14 protein-coding genes are annotated in these 21,186 nt (G+C 33.9%); 8 read left to right on the top strand and 6 right to left on the bottom strand.

Annotated elements, in window-relative coordinates; all coding sequences use genetic code 11:
• Positions 1–602: 602 nt before the first annotated feature.
• Together F6K40_RS28285 and F6K40_RS28280 are read left to right on the top strand one after the other, a co-directional pair.
• Complete coding sequence (locus tag F6K40_RS28285; protein ID WP_293140539.1) at positions 603–4,046, top strand: ATP-binding protein; 3,444 nt, start codon at positions 603–605, stop codon at positions 4,044–4,046.
• 480 nt (positions 4,047–4,526) lie between these two features.
• Positions 4,527–6,599, top strand: a complete 2,073-nt coding sequence (locus F6K40_RS28280) for a sensor histidine kinase (RefSeq protein WP_293140537.1) — start codon at positions 4,527–4,529, stop codon at positions 6,597–6,599.
• A gap of 498 nt (positions 6,600–7,097) precedes the next feature.
• On the opposite strand, the gene F6K40_RS28275 is transcribed toward F6K40_RS28280, so the two are convergent.
• On the bottom strand, positions 7,098–7,343 hold the full coding sequence (locus F6K40_RS28275) for a hypothetical protein (RefSeq protein ID WP_293140535.1): 246 nt from the start codon (positions 7,341–7,343) through the stop codon (positions 7,098–7,100).
• A gap of 499 nt (positions 7,344–7,842) precedes the next feature.
• On the opposite strand from F6K40_RS28275, the gene F6K40_RS28270 reads away from it, so the two are divergent.
• The 4 genes from F6K40_RS28270 to F6K40_RS41080 all read left to right on the top strand — a co-directional run bounded on the left by F6K40_RS28270 (position 7,843) and on the right by F6K40_RS41080 (position 9,476).
• Positions 7,843–8,052, top strand: coding sequence for a hypothetical protein (locus tag F6K40_RS28270; protein ID WP_293140533.1), 210 nt, complete (start codon positions 7,843–7,845; stop codon positions 8,050–8,052).
• 401 nt (positions 8,053–8,453) lie between these two features.
• Entirely contained in the window at positions 8,454–8,924 is a 471-nt protein-coding gene (locus F6K40_RS28265; protein WP_293140531.1) for a phosphate-starvation-inducible PsiE family protein, read from the top strand.
• A gap of 331 nt (positions 8,925–9,255) precedes the next feature.
• On the top strand, positions 9,256–9,330 hold the full coding sequence (locus tag F6K40_RS41450; protein WP_375340604.1) for a hypothetical protein: 75 nt from the start codon (positions 9,256–9,258) through the stop codon (positions 9,328–9,330).
• A gap of 71 nt (positions 9,331–9,401) precedes the next feature.
• On the top strand, positions 9,402–9,476 hold the full coding sequence (locus tag F6K40_RS41080) for a nitrate reductase associated protein (protein WP_365673088.1): 75 nt from the start codon (positions 9,402–9,404) through the stop codon (positions 9,474–9,476).
• A gap of 101 nt (positions 9,477–9,577) precedes the next feature.
• Here the strand turns inward: F6K40_RS41080 and rimM are convergent, their stop codons facing one another.
• Positions 9,578–10,204, bottom strand: coding sequence for a ribosome maturation factor RimM (rimM, locus tag F6K40_RS28260; RefSeq protein WP_293140529.1), 627 nt, complete (start codon positions 10,202–10,204; stop codon positions 9,578–9,580).
• Between the two features lie 283 nt (positions 10,205–10,487).
• On the opposite strand from rimM, the gene F6K40_RS28255 reads away from it, so the two are divergent.
• Positions 10,488–11,720, top strand: coding sequence for a tetratricopeptide repeat protein (locus F6K40_RS28255; protein ID WP_293140527.1), 1,233 nt, complete (start codon positions 10,488–10,490; stop codon positions 11,718–11,720).
• Between the two features lie 647 nt (positions 11,721–12,367).
• Here F6K40_RS28255 and F6K40_RS28250 read toward each other — a convergent pair.
• From F6K40_RS28250 to tyrS, 4 genes are all read right to left on the bottom strand, one after another.
• A complete protein-coding gene (locus tag F6K40_RS28250) occupies positions 12,368–12,589 on the bottom strand; it encodes a DUF167 domain-containing protein (protein ID WP_293140525.1) in 222 nt (73 codons plus the stop codon).
• 851 nt (positions 12,590–13,440) lie between these two features.
• Positions 13,441–14,133, bottom strand: a complete 693-nt coding sequence (locus F6K40_RS28245) for a hypothetical protein (RefSeq protein ID WP_293140523.1) — start codon at positions 14,131–14,133, stop codon at positions 13,441–13,443.
• A 320-nt stretch (positions 14,134–14,453) separates the two neighbouring features.
• Positions 14,454–15,167: an orotidine-5'-phosphate decarboxylase gene (pyrF, locus tag F6K40_RS28240; protein WP_293140521.1), complete on the bottom strand. Its 714-nt coding sequence runs from the start codon at positions 15,165–15,167 to the stop codon at positions 14,454–14,456.
• Between the two features lie 917 nt (positions 15,168–16,084).
• Positions 16,085–17,302, bottom strand: a complete 1,218-nt coding sequence (tyrS, locus tag F6K40_RS28235; RefSeq protein WP_293140519.1) for a tyrosine--tRNA ligase — start codon at positions 17,300–17,302, stop codon at positions 16,085–16,087.
• Between the two features lie 817 nt (positions 17,303–18,119).
• Between tyrS and F6K40_RS28230 the strand changes: the two genes are divergently transcribed.
• Positions 18,120–20,057: a transglycosylase domain-containing protein gene (locus F6K40_RS28230; RefSeq protein WP_293140517.1), complete on the top strand. Its 1,938-nt coding sequence runs from the start codon at positions 18,120–18,122 to the stop codon at positions 20,055–20,057.
• Positions 20,058–21,186: the final 1,129 nt, after the last annotated feature.

Raw genomic sequence — 21,186 nt, 5'->3', positions numbered from 1 at the left:
TGGAAAAACTTTATTACTTCTGACTTGCTAATACCAAATTGATAAATGTTTACTACAAACAGTTATGGTATTTATTAGAATTCAGAATTCTGAATTCAGGAGTCATAATGAATATATTTAATACAATTTTTGATGTTGTAAATTATCTTTTTCGTCAAATAGACTTTCTTATGAAGTCTTTTTATGGTGCTTATTATTCGTAACATTCTTTTTTCAAAATGGTATAATACGGATTTAAAAGGAGTATTAGCTGACCTCACTCACACTTGAGAATTGCTATACTATATTCAGCTAAAAATTGTTATACTAAGTATAATAATCAGGAATCAGAAGTGAGAATTTGACCATAAAGTTAGGTTTCAAGTCTCCTACTAAAGCAGGAGGTAATGTGAACTGATAACTAATAGACATCTCCAAAAATAAAAAGTAAAGTCAATTCTTATCCATAAATCCTCAATTATTCTTCCCTGTTCCCTGTTCCCTGTTACCTGTTCCCTCTTTTCTGGAGATGTCTAATAACTAATAACTGATAACTGATAACTGATAACTGATAACTGAAATGCCTATTCCCTATTCTTTGTAATATCAGGATAAATTTACTTATGCCAACTGAATATTCAGATAAATCAAAAGAAGTAAAATATCGAAAAACTTCTCTAAGCATAGTTTTTGTGTTACCTATAGTTCTGCAAATTATGGTTGGTGTGGGTTTAACAGGATGGCTCTCATTACGCAATGGACAAAAAGCAGTTAATAATGTTGCTAGTCAGTTACTCAATGAAGTAACTACCCGTGTCGATCAACATCTAAAAAATTACCTTAAAACTCCTCCAATTATTAATCAAATTAATAGAGATGCTCTTCGTTTGAATAACTTAGATATAGAGAATTTAATTAGTTGGCAACCATATCTATTTCAACAAACCCAACTATTTAATCAAGTAAGTAGTATTGGTTTTGGTAGTGAAAAAGGAGAAGTAATCTGGATATTGAGATTAGAAAATAATAGTTTAGAACTGGGAATTAGTGATGAATTTAGTAATGGAAAATTGCAAGAATATCCCTTAGACGCACGGGGTAATATAGGCAAATTACCAACAGGAGAATATGATTATGATCCAAGAACAAGACCTTGGTATCAAGCTGCTATAAAAACAGGTATACCAACTTGGAGTAAAATATACCCCTGGATAAGTGGAGATGGTTCAATAAGTAATTTAGGAATTGCTCATGTACTACCTTACTATGACCAAAAAAGTATTCGTAAGGGTGTATTTTCAGTTGATTTAAGTTTAGAAAAAATCAGCAATTTTCTACAAAATTTAAAAATTGGTAAATCGGGTAAAATATTCATCATCGAACGTTCTGGATTAATGGTAGCTACGTCTACTTCAGAAGTGCTATTTACGACTCAAGCTAATGGAAAAAAATTACAACGATTGAAATCTTCAGAAAGTAGTGAACCATTAATTAAAGCTGCTGCTCAATACTTACATAAAAGATTCTTAGGTCTAACTCAGATAAATCAAAGTAAACAATTAGCTTTTGAGTTTAATAATCAACGAAATTTCCTAGAAATTAAACCTGTAAAACATGGTATTGATATTGATTGGTTTATTGTAGTGGTAGTTCCAGAAGACGATTTTATGGAGGAAATTAATATTCAAAGACGCAATACAATTTTCTTATGTTTAGGCGCATTAGGATTAGCAATAACTGCAGGGATTTTAACTTCTCGGTGGGTAATTCAACCAATTCTCCACTTAAACAAAGCTGCTAAAGCTTTTGCCGAAGGAAATTGGCAGCAAAAAGTAGAAGTTAAACACTCTGATGAACTAGGAGAATTAGCTCATTCATTTAATACAATGGCTGTGCAATTACAAGAATCATTTACTACCCTTGAAGCTAAAAATGCTGAACTAAAACGTTTAGATAAATTCAAAGATGAATTTTTAGCAAATACTTCTCACGAACTTCGTACTCCTCTGAATGGAATGATTGGAATTGCTGAATCAATGTTAGATGGAGCAACTGGAGAATTATCGGAAATTCAGAAAAAAAACTTATTAATGATTGCTCAAAGCGGTCATCGACTTACAGATTTAGTCAACGATATTCTTGATTTTTCAAAACTAAAACATAAAAATTTAGAATTGCAGTTAAAACCTGTAGGAATTAGAGAAATAACAGAAGTAGTTGTTACTATTTGTCAATCTTTAGTAGGAACTAAAAATTTAGAGTTGGTTAATTCTATTCCGGTTGATTTACCTCCAGTTTATGCTGATGAAAACCGCTTGCACCAAATTTTATATAACCTGATTGGTAATGGAATTAAATTTACAGAGTCTGGCACAGTAGAAATATGTACAGAGATTATTAATAAACAACAAAACTCACAATTAAATAATCAATATCTAATTCGAGAAAACCAACAATTAGCAATTACTATTTCTGATACAGGTATTGGCATTCCCGAAGATAAATTAGACAGAATATTTGCATCATTTGAACAAGCTGATGGTTCCACAGCTCGTGAATATGGAGGTACGGGTTTAGGTTTAGCAATTACTAAAAAACTTGTGGAATTGCATGGGGGAAAAATCTGGGTCAAATCTCAAATTGGCATCGGTTCTCAATTTACTTTTACCATGCCAATATCTACAAATACTGCTATTAGTAACATTTCTAATATTTCCAGATTTACAGATACTAATAATATCGCCATAACTGAGGAAAAAGAAACAGCTATCGCCCTGCAAAAAGAGCCAATATATAATTCAGAAACATCACTAAAAACAGTACCAAAATTTCAAATTATGATTGTCGATGATGAACCAGTAAACTTACAGGTACTCGTCAATATTTTATCCCTCCAAAACTATGCTGTAGTGAAGGCAATGAATGGTATAGAAGCTTTAAAAATAATTGAACAAGGTTGTCAGCCAGACATAATTTTATTAGACGTAATGATGCCTAAAATGACTGGCTATGAAGTTACACAAAAACTGCGGGAAAATTTCTTGCCTAGTGAATTACCAATTCTCATGTTGACTGCTAAAAATCAAGTCTACGATCTGGTAGAAGGATTAAATGTTGGTGCTAATGATTATCTGACAAAACCTATCTCTAAAAATGAGTTAATAGCAAGACTTAAAACTCATTTGAGATTGTCTCAAATTAACAGTTCCTATAGTCGATTTGTCCCCCATGAATTTCTAAAATTTCTCAAAAAAGACTCCATTATTGATGTCGAATTAGGCAATCATGTTAGTAAAGAAATGGCAGTAATGTTTTCTGATATTCGCTCTTTTACTGCTCTTTCAGAAACAATGACACCCCAAGAAAACTTTAACTTTGTTAATTCCTATTTAGGGCGAGTTAGTACAAAAGTTAGAGATAATTATGGATTTATAATCAAATATTTAGGAGATGGAATGATGGCAGTATTTCCCAATGGAGCAGATGATGGTGTTAAAGCTGGTATTGCCAAAATTAAAGAAGTTGGAGAATACAATATCATTAGAAAAAGTCAAAGTTGTAAACCAATAAAAGTGGGAATTGGCATTCACTTTGGACAAATGATGGTAGGTATGGTTGGAGAAAAAGCAAGAATGCAAGGTGATGCTTTTTCTGATAATGTAAATTTAGCCGCTCGTTTAGAAGGATTAACAAAGTTGTATGGGGTTTCTATAATAATTAGTGAAGCAGTATTTAATAATTTAGTAGATTCAAATGAATATCAAATTAGATTTTTAGATAGAGTCCAGGTGAAAGGGCGGAATCATCCTATTAAAATTTATGAAGTTATGGATGGAGAAACAGAATCTTTGCTAAACTTAAAAATAAAAGTTCAGTCAGATTTTGAACAAGGAGTGTTATATTATCAACAACAAGAATTTGCCATAGCAAAGGAATATTTCCAGAAAGTATTAACAGTAAATTCACAGGATAAAACGACAGAAATTTATCTAGAACGAGTGAATAATTTTTTATTAAAAGGTGTACCTACTAACTGGCAAGGAGTTACGAGCTGGAATCAAAAATAAAAATAAATAGGGAATAGGGAATAGGGAGAAGCAATTGATAATTTATTGAGAATAATTGGTTTTATTTTTTATTTTTGGAGAAGTCTAATAGCTGATAGCTAATAACTGATGAATGAATCCTTATAATAGTAGTAAACTTGGGCAAGTTTTATCTATAATTGAATCTAAAAAGGGAAAATGTTTTGCCAACTTTTCCTTGTTCCCTATTCCCGATTCCCTTGTGTAGAAATGATGAATCTAGAAAGAGAAAATGTTTTGCCAACTGTTCCCTATTCCCTGTTCCCTTAATATATAGTAAACTTGGGCAAATTTTATCTATAAATTGAATCTAAATATAATTGAATCCTAGACGAAAAAATGTTTTTCCAACTGTTCCCTATTCCCTATTCCCTATTCCCTGTTCCCTGTTCCCTGTTCTCTGTTTTCTATTCCCTTTTGTATAATTTAACTTGAAGTAGCAAGAAACAAGCGATCGCCACCATGCCAAAGTTACCACTCAACCCCCTATTTTTCCAACCCTCACCAAAACTTCCCCTGCGAGCTATAGTTATTATCCCATTTGTACTGCAAATCATTGCAGCAGTAGGGTTAGTGGGATATCTGTCATTTACAAATGGTAAGCGTGCAGTCAACGACTTAGCTCATCAATTGCAAAACGAAATTACAGTCCGCATTCAGCAGAAACTGGATATTTATTTAGACACTCCCCATTTAGTGAATCAACTAAATCTCAATGCTATTAGTCTCGATCAACTAAATATTCAAGCAACTAACGAGCTAGAACGTCATTTATGGAATCAAATTCAATCTTTTGATTCTATTGGTGTAATTGGGATTACATCTACATCAGGAACGATGGTTGCAGTTAGTCGCCAAGACAATAACAAATTTAATATTGTTGTTACAGACGAATCTACAAATGGAGAACTTCACGAATATGCTACCGATAGTCAAGGGGAGCGAACTAACCGCACAAAAATAGTTCCTCAATATGACTTCCGTATGCGTCCATGGTATCAAGATGGCATCACCGCAGGTAAAGCAACTTGGGGTAAGATGTTTACATCACTAATTGATGAAAAAGTAAAAATGATGGCAACTCAACCTGTAATTGATAATGATGGTAATATCATCGCCTTAGTCAATGCTACTCTCACTTTTTCTCAAGTGCATGAATTTTTACAGAAGTTGAAAATTAGTGAATCAGGGCAAGCTTTTATTTTAAACCGTTCTGGAGAACTAATAGCTAGTTCAGGCACAACAGATCCTTTTATTCATAACAATAATAACTCAGAACCAATCGACGTTTTGGAAACTAAAGATCCTTTACTTCGTTTAGCAAGTCAACATCTGAAAGACAAATTTGGCGATCTAAATCAAATTCAAAATACTTCATTATTGAACTTTGATATTGATGGTAAAAAACAATTTTTACAAGTTGTACCTTTTAGCGATCGATATGGTTTAGATTGGTTGATTTTAGTAGTAGTTCCCCAAGCAGATTTTATGGGGCGTATTTATGCCAATACTCGGATTACTGTTGCCTTATGTTTGATGGCATTAATATTAGCAATTATTTTTGGTTTACTCAGTTGTGAATTGGTTATTATATCGGTTAAACGTTTGAAAGAAGCAGCAACTTGTTTATCTATTGGAAACTGGAAACAAAAAGTCAAAGAAGTTCCTATTGATGAACTAGCAATATTAGCTCAATCATTTAATCAAATGAAAGAGCAGTTAGAAAAATCATTTGTTGAATTGGAGAGGAAAAATGCAGCTTTACAGGAAGCAGATAAATTCAAAGATGAATTTATGAAAAATATTTCCCATGAACTGAGAACTCCACTTAATAGTATTATTTGTTCTATAAAATTAATTCTTGATAACTTTTATGACAGTCCAGAAGAAGAAACTGAACTATTACAGCAAGCTGATCAGTCTGCTATCCATTTGCTGGAGCTAATCGATCAACTTTTGAATTTGGTACAGATTAAAGAAGGCAAACTTACAATTGAAAAAAAGTTAGTAAATTTGCATGAATGCTTAAGTGAAATAATCGATTGTCAACAACCGCGAATCCAAGAGAAAAATTTGCAACTATTCCAACCAGATATGTCTAAATCAATATTTGTAAAAGCTGATCCAACAAAGCTAAAGCAAATATTTTTAAATATTCTTGATAATGCAATTAAATTTACTGAGACAGGTAGTATTACTATTGATGTTCAAATTAAACCAGGTGTGAATACTTATGATATAGATCAAATTCCTATTGCAGTAGTAACTATTAAAGATACAGGAATTGGAGTTGAATCTAGTAAACAACATCAATTATTTCAATCTTTTGTCATGCTAGATGGTTCTACTACTCGTCCTTATAGTGGTTGTGGTTTGGGATTAGCAATTTCTCGTAGTTTGATGGAATTGATGGGTGGTAATATTACTCTAGAAAGTGCTGGTACAAATCAAGGTACGACAGTTTCTATATCTTTACCTATTGCTCTTCAAACTTCTGATACTGATGAAATTTTGACCACTTCTATTGAATTTTAGGTACAATATAGGGAGTCGGGAGTCGGGAGTCGGGAGTAGAGAAATTGGTAATTAAATATCTTTAAAGTCGGGAGTCGGGAGTAGAGAAATTGGTAATTAAATATCTTTAAAGTCGGGAGTCGGGAGTCGGGAGTCGGGAGTAGAGAAATTGGTAATTAAATATCTTTAAAGTCGGGAGTCGGGAGTAGAGAAATTGGTAATTAAATATCTTTAAAGTCGGGAGTCGGGAGTCGGGAGTCGGGAGTAGAGAAATTGGTAATTAAATATCTTTAAAGTCGGGAGTCGGGAGTCGAGAAATTGGCAATTAAATATCTTTAAAGTCGGGAGTCGGGAGTCGAGAAATTGGCAATTAAATATCTTTAAAGTCGGGAGTCGGGAGTCGGGAGTCGGGAGTCGAGAAATTAGTAATTAAATATCTTTAAAGTCGGGAGTCGGGAGTCGAGAAATTGGCAATTAAATATCTTTAAAGTCGGGAGTCGGGAGTCGGGAGTCGAGAAATTAGTAATTAAATATCTTTAAAGTCGGGAGTCGGGAGTCGAGAAATTGGCAATAAAATATCTTTAAAGTCAGAAGTCGGGAGTCGGGAGTCGGGAGTAGAGAAATTGGCAATAAAATATCTTTAAAGTCGGGAGTCGGGAGTAGAGAAATTGGCAATAAAATATCTTTAAAGTCGGGAGTCGGGAGTAGAGAAATTAGCAATAAAATATCTTTAAAGTCGGGAGTAGAGAGTAGGGAAATTAGCAATAAAATATCTTTAAAGTCGGAAGTCGGGAGTCGGCAGTAGAGAAATTAGTAATTAAATATCTTTAAAGTCGGGAGTCGGCAGTAGAGAAATTGGCAATAAAATTGCTTTGCTCTTTTCAAAGTAATCGTTAAAAACATTTTATTACTTAATAGCTGAAGTCTTGAGGAATATCTGGCGTGATTTTTGGGAATTGGTATAACTTAATTAAATTCTTAAGCATTAGAAATATCCAAAAATCAAAAATCAAATCAATTATTATCCATAAATTATTAATTACCTCTCCCTATTCCCTGTTCCCTGTTTTCTGTTTTCTGGAGAAGTCTATTAGACTTCTCCGATAATCAAAAATCAAATCAATTATCGTGTATAAATCATCAATTATTTTCCCCTACTCCCTACTCCCTACTCCCTCTTTTTCGGAGAAGTCTATTTATAATTGCTATTTGATCGTAACTAATTGTATACTGATGAGGCACAACTAAAAATCAGGGTGACAATATGGAATCAAATTCTCATAATTTGCCAGAACAAAATTTAGGAGATGTGACAACTTATCATACTGAAGCTAAAGCTGATTTATCCCTTTTATTAAATAAAATATCAATTGCTGCCTTGGTGGGAATAATAGCTTTTACTGGAACCAGCTCTTTGATTGTTGCTGCTAGTAAAAACTCGGTTAATGAAATGGAAAAAACAGAAATAGAATAGGTTTATATTACCGAAATAATTAATAATTAAACAATTAAACAATTAAACAATTAAATAATTAGATAATTAGATAATTAGATAATTAGATAATTAGATAATTCAGGTTTAAAGTCTCCCCTTTAAAGGTGAAAAAGCGGTTGACGGATGCTGAGGAAACCTAACCATATCCAATCAACCAAGACAAATAAATCTTTTCCTTTTAGTCAATCCTCTCCCTTTTAGGGAGAGGTAATTATCAATTATTAATTATCAATTATTAATTATTAATTATTAATTATCCATGATCCATGATCCATTAATGAATACTTGCTTACTTTTCACTTGATAGTTAAAAAGTTAAAAGGTGACAATAAGTTTCTCTTGTTAACTGAAGTTATTTCAATCCCATATCAAATATAAACATGAATAAATTTCTCAAAACTATCAAGAATATTTTTCTTCCTGAACAAGATGAAATTTTTCTCCAATTCATTGAAGGCATAGAATGCATGGTTGCTAAAGTTCTATCTTTAGCCATGATTGCTGTGATTATTTTTGCTGTATTTGATTTGATAGTTTTTATATCTCAAAAACTTTTCTTTGCACCTCATCCTCTTTTTAAAGATAGCTTATTTGAAATATTTGGACTATTTTTAAATATTTTAATTGCTCTGGAAATTCTAGAAAATATTACAGCTTATCTTCGTAGACACGTCTTTCAAGTAGAGCTAGTAATTGCTACTTCTTTAATTGCTGTAGCTCGAAAAATCATTATTTACGATCTGGATAAGAAAGGAGGAGAACCTTTAATTGGATTAGCACTTGCTACTTTTTCTCTATCTATTAGTTTTTGGATTATTCACTCACGAAAAAATCGATCCTCTGGTCATTAAAAGGGAGTAGGGAGATAATTAATAATTAATAATTATTAATTAATCTTCAGAGGTTTAAAGCCTCTCCTAATAATAATAATTAAAAATGGCTACATCAGTTAGTAATACCAATTTGAAAAAAGAATGTTACGAATAGTTTGGTCAACAAAATGGTTAAAATCAGATGTATATTTGGCAGAATCAAATCCTTTCTTTCTTCAAAAATGGAAATAAAAGCTCTTTCTACTGACTACTGACTATTGACTATTGACTACTAGAAACAGTTCGAGTATTTGTAGCAAACATTTATCAAACTGGTCTAATTGAGTAGACAGATACCCCTGCTAAAGATTTGCCTGTTGAAGAAAATCCACCTTGGATAGAAGAGAAAAAAATTCCAGAAACAGTTCAGGAAAAATCTCAATAAATTCTCAATAAATAGGTATTAAAATTAAGTTATAACAATGGGAAAATCTAACTCCACTACAAAGGTTTGTTCTGATTAAACTTAGTCGTCCTAGCCATAAAAATAAAAATTTTTTACCTGCTGTTGAGGAATTTAAACTGATTTGAAGGAGGAAAGCACGACAAAGGATGACACTGATTTTTACACCCATGTACGGATAATTAGCCAGAGGTACTGATAACTAATAACTGATAACTGATAACTAACTTCACAAGTCAATTAAGCCTTCAGGAGGAGTAATTTCAATGATATTTTTTTCAAAATTAACTATAGGAACAATTTCTTTGACAAAGGGAATTAAAATATTTTTTGATTGGGAAGATTGAGTTTTTTTCTGTTGTTTTCTGTGCCGACTTATCCTACTTTCTTGTGGTAGGTTATCTTCAACAATTTCCGAAATAACAGAAGTATCTGTAGATATTTTTTCTACTTCTAATAAATCATTTCCAGCAGAAATAATACTCACAACCTTCCCAATAGTTTCCCCATTTAACTGATTAATAACTGTTAAACCAATTAAGTCTGGTACATAAAATTCATCTTCTTCTAGCTGGGGGCGATCGCCTTTTTCAATCAATAACTGACTATTTCGTAAAGCTTCAGCTTGTTCGCGATTTTCAATCCCTGCTAATTCTATCACATACAACCCCTTACTAGAGAGATAACGACCACCCAGTAATTCAATAGACTGGGGTTCTACTTGATCTGGTGATAATAACCACCTTTTTCCTGGTTCGGTAAATCTTTCTGGAAAGTCTGAGCTAGGATATACTCGCAAGTCTCCTCTCAAACCTTGAGGTGCAACAATTTTGCCAATTTCGATCCATTCAGACATGAGTTAAGTTAAAAGTTAAAAGTTAAAAGTCAAAAGTTAGAAAAATTAATTCTTTCTACAGCTAAAAAATAATTAGTTAGGACATAGATAAATGATCAATCTTAGACTAGGAAACGTTTTTCCAACTGTTCCCTGTTCCCTGTTCCCTGCTATATGAGAATTTTGCTAAACTCTTGTGTATATTATAATTTATTTGACTTTCAATTGGGAATCTAGGTTTGATAATTAGAATTAATTCTCTGGTTGAAAATATTATTAGTTAATCTGAATTTTTAGCAGAAGCATGAAAATTATAAATCTGATTTTAACTCTTTTACTTTCTCTTGGTGAAAGTGCTGCATATAGTCAAACTCAAAATTATTATATAAATCACAAAATTAACCATAATTACCAACAAAAAAAATCTTTAATTCTCCTAACTCAAAACCAAGAACAAATTCAAGAATTTAAACTAAGAGAAGAAGTTCGCGATCGCGTCCGAGAAGAGGTAGATTATACTTTTCGTCATGCTACTTCATTACTTAGTGTTTTTCTAATTGTCTTGACTTTTTTCCCTGCTTCGGCAGCAATTTGGATTTGGTTTCTTCAGGCAAAGTTGGCTAACAAAATTGACATTACAGAACAAGAAATTGATAGTTTTAAATATGACACAATATCTCAACTGAAAGAAATAGTTGGTGATGCTCAAATTATCTTAAATGAACTGAAGGAACAAAGTCACAAAGCTGACGAAAAAATTGAACAACTTCAAAAGGATACTTTGATTCAATATTCTACTGTTCAAGGTGATAATTCGGAGCCGTTAATGATGGCTAATGATTATGCAAAACAAGCAGATAAATTTTTCTTAGCAGGTAGGTTGAAAGAAGCAATTAATTCTTATAATCAAGCTTTAAAAATTTATCCAGAAATGGCAGATGTTTGGAATAATCGCGGTGTGGTTTTGACAAGATTAAAGATGTTTGATGAGGCAATTAGTTCTTACGATCAAGCTTTACAAATTCGAGCTGATTATGCAGATGCTTGGAATAATCGGGGTGTTTCTTTGATAGAATTGCAGCATTATCAAGAAGCGATTAATTCTTTTGAACAAGGGATAAAAGTTAAACCTGATTATGCAGATGCTTGGAATAATCGAGGGGTTTGTTTAGCAAAAATTCAAAAATATCAAGAGGCAGTAAAGTCTTATAATCAGGCAATTGCGATTAAAAATGATTATAGTGATGCCTGGAATAATCGCGGTGTTTCTTTGATGAAGTTGGGGATTTATGGAGAGGCGATCGCTTGTTTTGATAATGCTATAAAAATTAAACCAGATTTTTTTAGTGCTTGGTATAATCAAGCTCGTTGTTATAGTTTGAAAGGTGAGGTTGAAGTGGCTTTAAAAAGTTTGGAAAAGGCGATTAGTTTGAATAATGGAAACTGTCAAGAAATGGCAAAAAATGAACCTGATTTTGAGCATATTTTGGATAATGAATTGTTTCAGAAATTGATTCAGTATAGCGCTACGCGCTAGGGAACAGGGAACAGGGAACAGGGAACAGTAGACTTTTAAAGGCTTTTCCTAGGTCATGCTCCGCAAACAGGATTTAGAAATGTCCTAACCTTAATGCGTAGTGCTATACAATTCAATATCGTAGGTTTTTTTTATCGAAAAATTGTGCTAGTTACCGAATAATTAAATAATTAAATAATTCAGGTTGAATGCCTCCCTTTGAAAGGGGAAAAGCGGTTGAGGGATGGATGGGTTACCTAACCATATTCAATCAACCAAGAGAAATAAATTTTTTCCTTTTAGTCAATCATTTTCCTTTTTTGGCTCTGCTTTATAAACATCTTTATTAACATAAAACTTGGGCATTATTGACAAGTTATGGGTAGGTCTGGGTTCGGCTTTTTCGGGAGAAAAATGTATTGAATTAGACACAAAGAAGTAAAGACTGTAGACAGAATTCTTCCTCCCCCTCCTCCCCACACTCCCACAAGGATTTCAAGAGTTCCTTATAAGGGATAGCTTTTAGGGAGAGGTAATTATCCATTATCCATTATCCATTAATGAAGCCTCCTCTTTTAAGGGGATAAAATCAAGAATATTCCTTATCTCAATCCCAATATTTCAACCAGAGGTACTGATAACTGATAATGTAAGTATTAATTTTAATTTCAAGTAATTTCGATCAATTTATTTTTGGCAAATAAACCAGATTTAATCGTAATTTCTGATTTTTTGACATTAAACTTTTTTGCCAATAGTTGGATTAATTCTTGATTAGCTTTACCATCCACAGGAGGAGACTTCAAACATACTTTTAAACTGCCGTCTGCTTCTGCTTTAATACTTTGTTGTTGAGAATTGGGTTTAACTTTCACTTTAAAAATAGCCATAGTTAGTCTATAATTTGGGTAATTAGTTATTGTATAACGTTCAAAATCAGGAGGCACAGAGTTAGAAGAAAGAAAGAATTTGAACTATTAAAAATTCGTATTCATTCAGGAGACTTTTAGGGAACAAGAAACAAGGAACAGGGAACAGGAAAGAAGAAAAAAATGTATCTATGATCATTTTTTCCCCTGAAACAATTCTATTTGAGTAAATATATATCTGACTTCAACCATTTTAGTTTACCAAATTATTTATAATACCAAATTGATAAATGTTTGCTAAAAATAATTATGATATTTATTAGAATTCATAATTCTGAATTCAGGAGTCAGAATGAATAGATTTAATACCATTTTTGATGTTGTAAATTATCTTTTTCGTCAAATAGACTTTCTGATGAAGTCTTTTTATGGTGCTTATTATTCGTAATATTCTTTTTTTGTACATGATTTAATACCAATTAGAAAAAACTTTGCTAAAAATAATTTTCAGGTGGTAAGTGTTAGGTATATAGTCATCCTCCACACCCTTAATTGTTAAGTTATGGCTACTTTCAAGAATTAACAATTAACAATTAATAATTACCGAAAAATGAGGTCTAAAGCCTCCCCTTTTAAGGGGATGAAAAAAATATTTAATTCAGTATTTCAAGCCTCCGACTGAAGTCGGAGGTTCACTGATAACTGATAACTGATAACTGATAACTGAAATGACTTCTTCTGTAATGGAAGGATTGGGTTAAAAGGAATTTTTTTCTGATCTTGGGAAGATTGAATCTGGTTAGGTAACCCATCCATCCTACCCTTCGGGAAACTGCATTAACGACCGCTTTTTCTCCATGAATAGAGAAGCTTTATACCTTAATTTTTCGGTAAATCGCCAAACTATTAACTTCCCTATTTGTCTCCTGATTCTTGTTTTCTTCCTGAAAATAACATTTTTTTAACCAAGCTCTAATACCTTTAGCAAATACTCCATTACTACTATCTTCTGCTTGAACTGGTAGATTTGCTGGGAAACTTTCTTCTATAGAAAACATATTAATTAATTCCCATTGTGCTTGATTTTGCCTCATAAATAACCAATGAAATCGTTGTAATTCAACTACCTGACTATCACGATATTGTCTTTCTAAAGTTGTCAAAAATATTTGGTTAATACCCTCCTCTATAAAAGGCGTATAATCTATCGGCAAATGTTCAAACTCAGGACGACCTGCAATAATTATATTCCTTTTTAAATAATCCTTATTTGGTTGGCGCTCGCGTTGAATTTCTCGATTAACATAACTAGGTAAATCTGAAATTAAGGCTGCCACTAGAATTTCTAAATTATCAGAATTTTTAGGGCAAATAGATTTTATTTTCGGTGTTTCAGTAGGTTTAATTTGTTCTCTTATTTGTCTTCTAGGTCGTCTAGGTTTTCTCCTTCTAACAATTATTTGATTGTTGATAGTAACAAATATAGAATTAGGCAAATATAAATCAGCTTGAACTGTACTAATAATCGTGACTATGGAAATGAAGACTTTCAAATAAAATAACATTCGGTTCTAGGATTTTCATTCTGATAACTCCTGGAAAATTATCATCTCTGAAAATAATTTACTGTTCAGAAAAAGGAATTTTTTTCTTCTCAAGGGTTGGATCTGGTTAGGTTTCCTCCCCATCCTTCCACCGCTTTTTCTCCATGAATGGAGAGGTTTTATACCTTAATTTTTCGGTAACTAATAATTGATATAGCAGGGAACAGGGAACAGGGAACAGGGAACAGTTGGAAAAGTGTTTCCTAGTATAAGATTCATCATCAGTCTATGTCCTAATCTTTGCTTCGACTGCTATAACTGAACGCCTGATTCCCCTATTTCTAATCTTTTTCAATTTCTTGACAAATGCGCTTCAAAGCCTCTCTTCGGTCAGCAGCAGCAGTAATAGGTCGGCCAATAACCAGATAATCAGCACCAGCTTTAATGGCCTGAGCAGGAGTAAGCGATCGCTTCTGGTCTCCTGGTTCTGCCCAACTTGGCCTTACTCCCGGACAAACCAAGACAAAATCATCTCCACAAACCCGCCTCAACTGTTCTACCTCTTGAGGAGAGCAAACTGCCCCACTTAAACCAGATTCCTGAGCCAACAATGCCATCTGTAAAGCATATTCTGGCAACTCTAAAGGAATTTTTAGGTCAAAAGCCACATCGCGAGAAGTCAAACTTGTCAAAATAGTAATAGCTATTAACTTTGGTGGGTTTTGCCCTGTAGCTTTTGCTCCTTCCACAACAGCTTCCTGTGCTTTAGCCAAAGCTGTTCTACCAGCAGTAGCATGGATAGTTAGTAGATCGACACCATACCTAGCAGCAGACTGACAAGCTCCCACAACAGTATTAGGAATATCATGAAACTTTAAATCTAGAAAAATCCGTTTCTGACGTTGTTTCAGAATCGAGAGAATCTGAGGACCACAACTTACAAATAGTTCTAGACCAACTTTCCACCAAATTATTTCCGGTAGTTCTTCTATGAGGGCGATCGCTGCTGTCTCGGTCGGAACATCTAAGGGAACGATAATTTTCTTAATACTCATTACTTTCGCTATATTGTATGATTAAGATTGTATAGTTTTGACTTACTAGAGATTTCCTGGGGTCTGACTCACAATTTCTCAAGACTAATTTTTTCTAGCTGAGAGTCTTAGGCAAAATAAAAATATCAGAATTTCTGGGGTTGTCTATTTTTGGGAAAGAATGCCAAGAAACTAAGACGTTGCAGTTTTGAATAATTTTTTCTACCTAGAGATTTCCTGGGGTCTGACTCAGAATTTCTCAAGACTAATTTTTTCTAGCTGAGAGTCTTAGGCAAAATAAAAATATCAGAATTTCTGGGGTTGTCTATTTTTGGGAAAGAATGCCAAGAAACTAAGACGTTGCAGTTTTGAATAATTTTTTCTACCTAGAGATTTCCTGGGGTCTGACTCAGAATTTCTCAAGACTAATTTTTCTAGCTGAGAGTCTCAGGCAAAATAAAAATATCAGAATTTCTGGGATTGTCTATTTTTGGGAAAGAATGCCAAAAAACTAAGACGTTGCAGTTTTGAATAATTTTTTCTACCTAGAGATTTCCTGGGGTCTGACTCACAATTCTCAAGACTAATTTTTCTAGCTGAGAGTCTTAGGCAAAATAAAAATATCAGAATTTCTGGGGTTGTCTATTTTTGGGAAAGAATGCCAAAAAACTAAGACGTTGCAGTTTTGAATAATTTTTTCTACCTAGAGATTTCCTGGGGTCTGACTCAGAATTTCTCAAGACTAATTTTTCTAGCTGAGAGTCTTAGGCAAAATAAAAATATCAGAATTTCTGGGGTTGTCTATTTTTGGGAAAGAATGCCAAAAAACTAAGACGTTGCAGTTTTGAATAATTTTTGCCTAAAGACATTCCCACGGTATGAGTCAGAATTTATTTATACTAATTCTTTCCGACTTTAAGTTAAAGCCAAAGTATTAGTTAATTTTTCACCAAGCGGACAAAATTCTTCTTACCCACCCGCAAAACCTTACCATCAAGTTCCGCCGGGGAATCAAAAGTCAAATCCTGCTCCGAAATACGGTCATCATCCAAACGTACAGCACCCCCAGCAATTTTTTTCCTAGCTTCAGAGCTACTCTTACACAAACCACTAGCACTAACAATATAAAACAACTTCGCTGGAAACTCCACAGAAGCCAAAGAAAATTCTGGCACCGCCTCAGTTTGACTCATATCTCCCTCAACCACCATTTTCACAGCAGTTTGTTGAGCCTCCAAAGCAATTTCCCGACTGTGATACTGAGACACAATATCCAAAGCCAACAATTTTTGTCTTTCGCGAGGATTCTCCGGCAACCCATCAAGAGGTAAATTTGTCAATAGTTCAAAATACTCTTCTACCTGGTCATCAGGAATTTTCTCCAACTTAGAATACATACTCAAAGAATCTTCCGATAAACCCACATAATTTCCCAGAGACTTAGACATTTTCTGCACCCCATCAGTCCCCAACAAAATCGGCATTAACAAACCAAACTGAGTCTTCTTACCAAAATGACGTTGTAAATCTCGCCCCACCGCAATATTAAACTTTTGGTCAGTACCGCCCAATTCCACATCAGCATCCACAGCCACAGAATCATAACCTTGCATGAGGGGATAGAGAAACTCATGGATATAGATAGGGTTTTCCTGTTCATAACGGAGGGCAAAACCTTCCTTCGCCAACATCTGCCCCACAGTCATAGTTGCCAGAAGTTCCAGAATATTTGCCAAATCTAGTTTAGACAGCCATTCTGAGTTGTAGCGAATTTCTAGTCGCCCTGGCGTATCAAAATCCAATATTGGTCGGACTTGCTCTAAATAAGTTTTGGCATTTTCCTTTACCTGCTCTGAAGTTAACTGCCGTCGGACTTCAGATTTTCCAGTCGGGTCCCCAATTCTTGCGGTAAAATCTCCTATTATTAATACTGCTGTATGTCCAGCATCTTGAAATGCCCGGAGTTTTCTGACCGGGATACTATGGCCTAAATGGATATCAGCCCCTGTAGGGTCGATTCCCAACTTAACCCGCAAAGGACGGTCTGATTTGGTTAACCTCTGGATTAAGTTTTCATCAGGGTCTTGAGAATCTGATTTATCTGGGAATATTTCACTGATGCCACGATGTAGCCATGTAAATTTATCAGTCATCATTTAGTCTTATTTGATTTCAATAAAAATATAGAAATTTACGGATAATTATGTTATTGTCTTCCTCTTTTGAGGATAGATTATATTTATTTTAGTGCGAATGTATAAATCTGGTAGGGCGACCAATAGACATCTCTAAAAATCAAAAATAAAATCAATTATTATCCATAAATTATCAATTAATTCCCCTTAATGTCACCTTTTACCTGTTTCATATTTTCTGGAGATGTCTAATAAATACAGAAAAAATAACTCAGTAACTGCCATGTTTAAACTGGTTAAAAAACATATAATTAGCAATCAATTGATAAATTATGCTTTTGGTCAAAGAACGTTAATTATCTTGTTTATTATTAGACAAGAATTTATCTTTAATCAGAAGTATTTAAACTCGGCTAAAACTTATCACTTAATTAAATAGTCTGTTGACTATAAAGCAATACCTAGTAAGGTAAGTTTTCAAATAATTATATTAGTAGATAGGTGTTGGAGTTCGTTTTTTTCTTCCATGAAATACTACTCAAAAAAAACTCATAAATATCTGGGAAAACCAAAATTACCAAGATACAAAGATAAGTTAAAAGGTTGCTGTATGATTACTTATCCTGCTCAAGCTATTATTCATTAATTGATAATGAATAATGGATAATCAAAACTATCTCTAATTATCAATTATCCATTTTAATAAACCTCTGGGGATTAATTATAAATTATCCATTATCAATTATCAATGAAGAATTAAAAGTTATCAATGAAATTGCTCATTAGCATATCAATGAACCTCAAAAATCTGAAGTCTAGCCAAGGAAGTTAAATCAAAATGTCCACCAACGCTCTCCCAAACAAACAAATTAAAAAATCTAACTCTGAACCTTCACCAGTATTCGAGTTTGTTCAATCTGTCAGTAAAGTTACAGCAGGTACAGTATTAGGCATTACCATGCTGACTAGCTCATTAGTTGCTGGCGGATTAGTAGGTTTAGCCATTAGCTTTCGTAATCTGCCAGATGTACGGGTGCTAAAAAATTATACACCTTCAGAAACAACCCATATATATGATATTAAAGGTAGACCCCTGGCAAGTCTCCATGACGAGGCTAACCGAGAAGTTATACCTCTAAACCAAATTTCTCCAGACTTAAAACGAGCAGTTCTAGCGATCGAGGATAGTAACTTCTACAATCACTACGGCATTTATCCCATTGGAATTATGCGTGCTTTTGTGGCCAACTTGGAACAGGGTAAAACCGTTGAAGGTGGTTCCACTGTGACTATGCAATTGGTGAAAAATTTGTTTTTATCTCCAACAGCCAAACTTAGTCGGAAAGTAGCTGAAGCAGTTCTGGCAATTAGAATGGAGCAAATTCTAGAAAAAAATGAAATTTTAGAACTATACCTTAACCAAATTTACTGGGGTCATAATCTATATGGAGTTGAAACTGCAGCTAAAAGCTATTTTAATAAATCTTCTAAAGATTTAACTTTGGCCGAAGCTGCCTTAATGGCAGGTATGATTCCCGCACCAGAACAATATAGCCCTTTTATTAATTACCAAAAGTCCAAGCAACGTCAGGCAACAGTATTAGCCAGGATGCGAGAACTAAATTGGATTACTGCTGAGGAGGAAGCAGAGGCTCTCAAACAACCATTGTTAGTTGGTAAAGTTACCTCTTTTAGCCAGAGTAAACTTCCTTATATTACTAATGCAGTTATTCAGGAATTAACTGAGAGATTTGGTAAAGATGCTGTCCTGAAGGGAGGAATGCGGATACAAACTACTATTGATATGAACTTCCAACGGATGGCAGAGACAACCGTGAGTGAATGGCATGAAATATTATATTACCGTGGCCTTTATCGGAGTTGGGACAAAGGTCAATTAGCATTGGTGGCGGTTGATCCACGTACCCACTTTGTCAAGGCGATGGTTGGTGGGGCAGATTTTAAGACCAGTCAATATAATCGTGCTATTCAAGCTCGTAGACAACCAGGTTCTGCCTTTAAACCTTTTGTTTACTATACTGCTTTTGCTTCGGGTAAATTTTCGCCATATTCGATAGTCATGGATACTCGTGTTAGTTATCGAGATGGTAGTAATGAGAGATACTCCCCTCGAAATTATGGCGGTGGATATTCCGGAGCAGTTAGTATTCGTAAGGCTTTACAGTCTTCTCTGAATATACCTGCTGTTAAAATTGGTCAATCTGTCGGACTTAATAAGGTGATTGAGGTTTGTCGTATTTTGGGTATCAAGAGTCCAATGGAACCTGTAATTTCTTTACCACTGGGTTCTGTTGATTTGACACCTCTGGAGATGGCGGGTGCTTATGCTACTTTTGCTAATAATGGTTGGCATTCTGATACGACGTTTATTGTTCAGGTGACAGATACCAGTGGAAATGTGTTATTGGACAATACTCCTAAACCTAAATTGGTTTTGAATCAGTGGGCTGTAGCATCATTGAATAGTGTATTAGTAGGGGTAATTGAACGAGGTACTGCTACTAGGGCTAAAATGAGTCGTCAGGCTGCTGGAAAAACTGGTACGACTTCTTCGGAAAGGGATGTTTGGTTTGTTGGTTATACTCCTCAGTTGGCAACTGCTGTTTGGGTGGGTAATGATGATTACCGACCACTCAACTATGGAGCTACTGGGGGAACTACTGTTGCACCTATCTGGCGTGATTTTATGAACCAAGCTATGAGTGGTATGCGTAAAGAATATTTTCCTCCAGCATATAAGTTTGAGAAGCCCTAGTTTTTCATATTTAGGGTTTGCTGAAAAAGTCTGTTGGTGAAGGCAGGGAATGGGCAATAGGCAATAGTTACCAGAAGTCCTTCGGGCTTAAGTAATGAGTAATGAGTAATGAGTTAGGAGTTAGGAGTAATGAGTAATGAGTAATGAGTTAGGAGTAATGAGTAATGAGTAATGAGTAATGAGTTAGGAGTTAGGAGTAATGAGTAATCAGTAAAATCAAGCCCGTTGATGTTGGTTTAAAGCCTCTTCATTCATGAAGAAAAATTCTTGGGTATTCATCATTCTTTGAATCCTCTGACTTGACTGCGGAATGCGCAGCAAACAGGCAGAGGTATTACTTATTACTTATTACTTATTACTTATTACTTATTACTTGTGAAAGGCATTAATTTTTCTACATTTTTCCAATTTTTGCTCCGAAAAATCCCAAGTTTTCAAGATTAATTTAGTAATTTTTTGACACTTTTTTTGACCAGAAAAAGCCTTGAAGCTTGAACTATCAATGCTTTCAAATTTAATCAGCAAGCCCTATTTAATTGGTTAAATAGAGCTATTTTATGCCAGTTTCAAAAAATATTGCTAAATTAACAAATTTTTGGCATTAGGTAGGGAAAACGTTGGGGGATGTTTTATTGTGAATAAATTTGAAACTTTGATATATCAGATTTTTGAAAAATATTAAAGGCTCAAAAAGTTCAATAAATAGGGTTCTTAGCCGAAAACACCATATCCAATCCACCAAGAGAAGAAAAAATTTCCTTTTTAACCAATCCTTCTATTACAGAAGAGGTAATTAATAATTAGGGCTTGCTGATTAAATCTAAAAGCATTTAATTTCTCAAGGTTTGAGCTTTTTTAATTCTTAAAAAAGTACAAGGTTTTCCTTCTGAAAATATCAAAAAGTGAGGATGAAAGGGTTGACTATTGGCTGAAAAATAAAGGGATAATTCTTCAGACTGCCTTATCACTCATTCCCCATTCCTCCTGTGTCCTGTCTCCTGTCTCCTGACTCCTAAGACTTTTTCAGCAAATCCTAATAATTAATTATTAATAATTAATTATTAATTATTTAACTATTCCCTATCCTTACAGTTAGTAATTTTTTAGCAAACCCTAAATAAATAGTATA

Origin of the sequence: Okeania sp. SIO3I5 (genome assembly GCF_010672085.1) — a bacterium.
Lineage (GTDB): Bacteria > Cyanobacteriota > Cyanobacteriia > Cyanobacteriales > Microcoleaceae > Trichodesmium.
The sequence above is the reverse complement of the archived record's forward strand: the minus strand, read 5'-3'. Positions and strand labels throughout refer to the sequence as shown.

Bases quoted from the DNA above. Each gene is read 5' to 3' on its own strand.
- F6K40_RS28285 (WP_293140539.1), top strand. From the start codon at position 603: ATGCCAACTGAATATTCAGATAAATCAAAAGAAGTAAAATATCGAAAA.
- F6K40_RS28280 (WP_293140537.1), top strand. From the start codon at position 4,527: ATGCCAAAGTTACCACTCAACCCCCTATTTTTCCAACCCTCACCAAAA.
- F6K40_RS28270 (WP_293140533.1), top strand. From the start codon at position 7,843: ATGGAATCAAATTCTCATAATTTGCCAGAACAAAATTTAGGAGATGTG.
- F6K40_RS28265 (WP_293140531.1), top strand. From the start codon at position 8,454: ATGAATAAATTTCTCAAAACTATCAAGAATATTTTTCTTCCTGAACAA.
- rimM (WP_293140529.1), bottom strand. From the start codon at position 10,204: ATGTCTGAATGGATCGAAATTGGCAAAATTGTTGCACCTCAAGGTTTG.
- F6K40_RS28255 (WP_293140527.1), top strand. From the start codon at position 10,488: ATGAAAATTATAAATCTGATTTTAACTCTTTTACTTTCTCTTGGTGAA.
- F6K40_RS28250 (WP_293140525.1), bottom strand. From the start codon at position 12,589: ATGGCTATTTTTAAAGTGAAAGTTAAACCCAATTCTCAACAACAAAGT.
- F6K40_RS28245 (WP_293140523.1), bottom strand. From the start codon at position 14,133: ATGTTATTTTATTTGAAAGTCTTCATTTCCATAGTCACGATTATTAGT.
- pyrF (WP_293140521.1), bottom strand. From the start codon at position 15,167: ATGAGTATTAAGAAAATTATCGTTCCCTTAGATGTTCCGACCGAGACA.
- tyrS (WP_293140519.1), bottom strand. From the start codon at position 17,302: ATGATGACTGATAAATTTACATGGCTACATCGTGGCATCAGTGAAATA.
- F6K40_RS28230 (WP_293140517.1), top strand. From the start codon at position 18,120: ATGTCCACCAACGCTCTCCCAAACAAACAAATTAAAAAATCTAACTCT.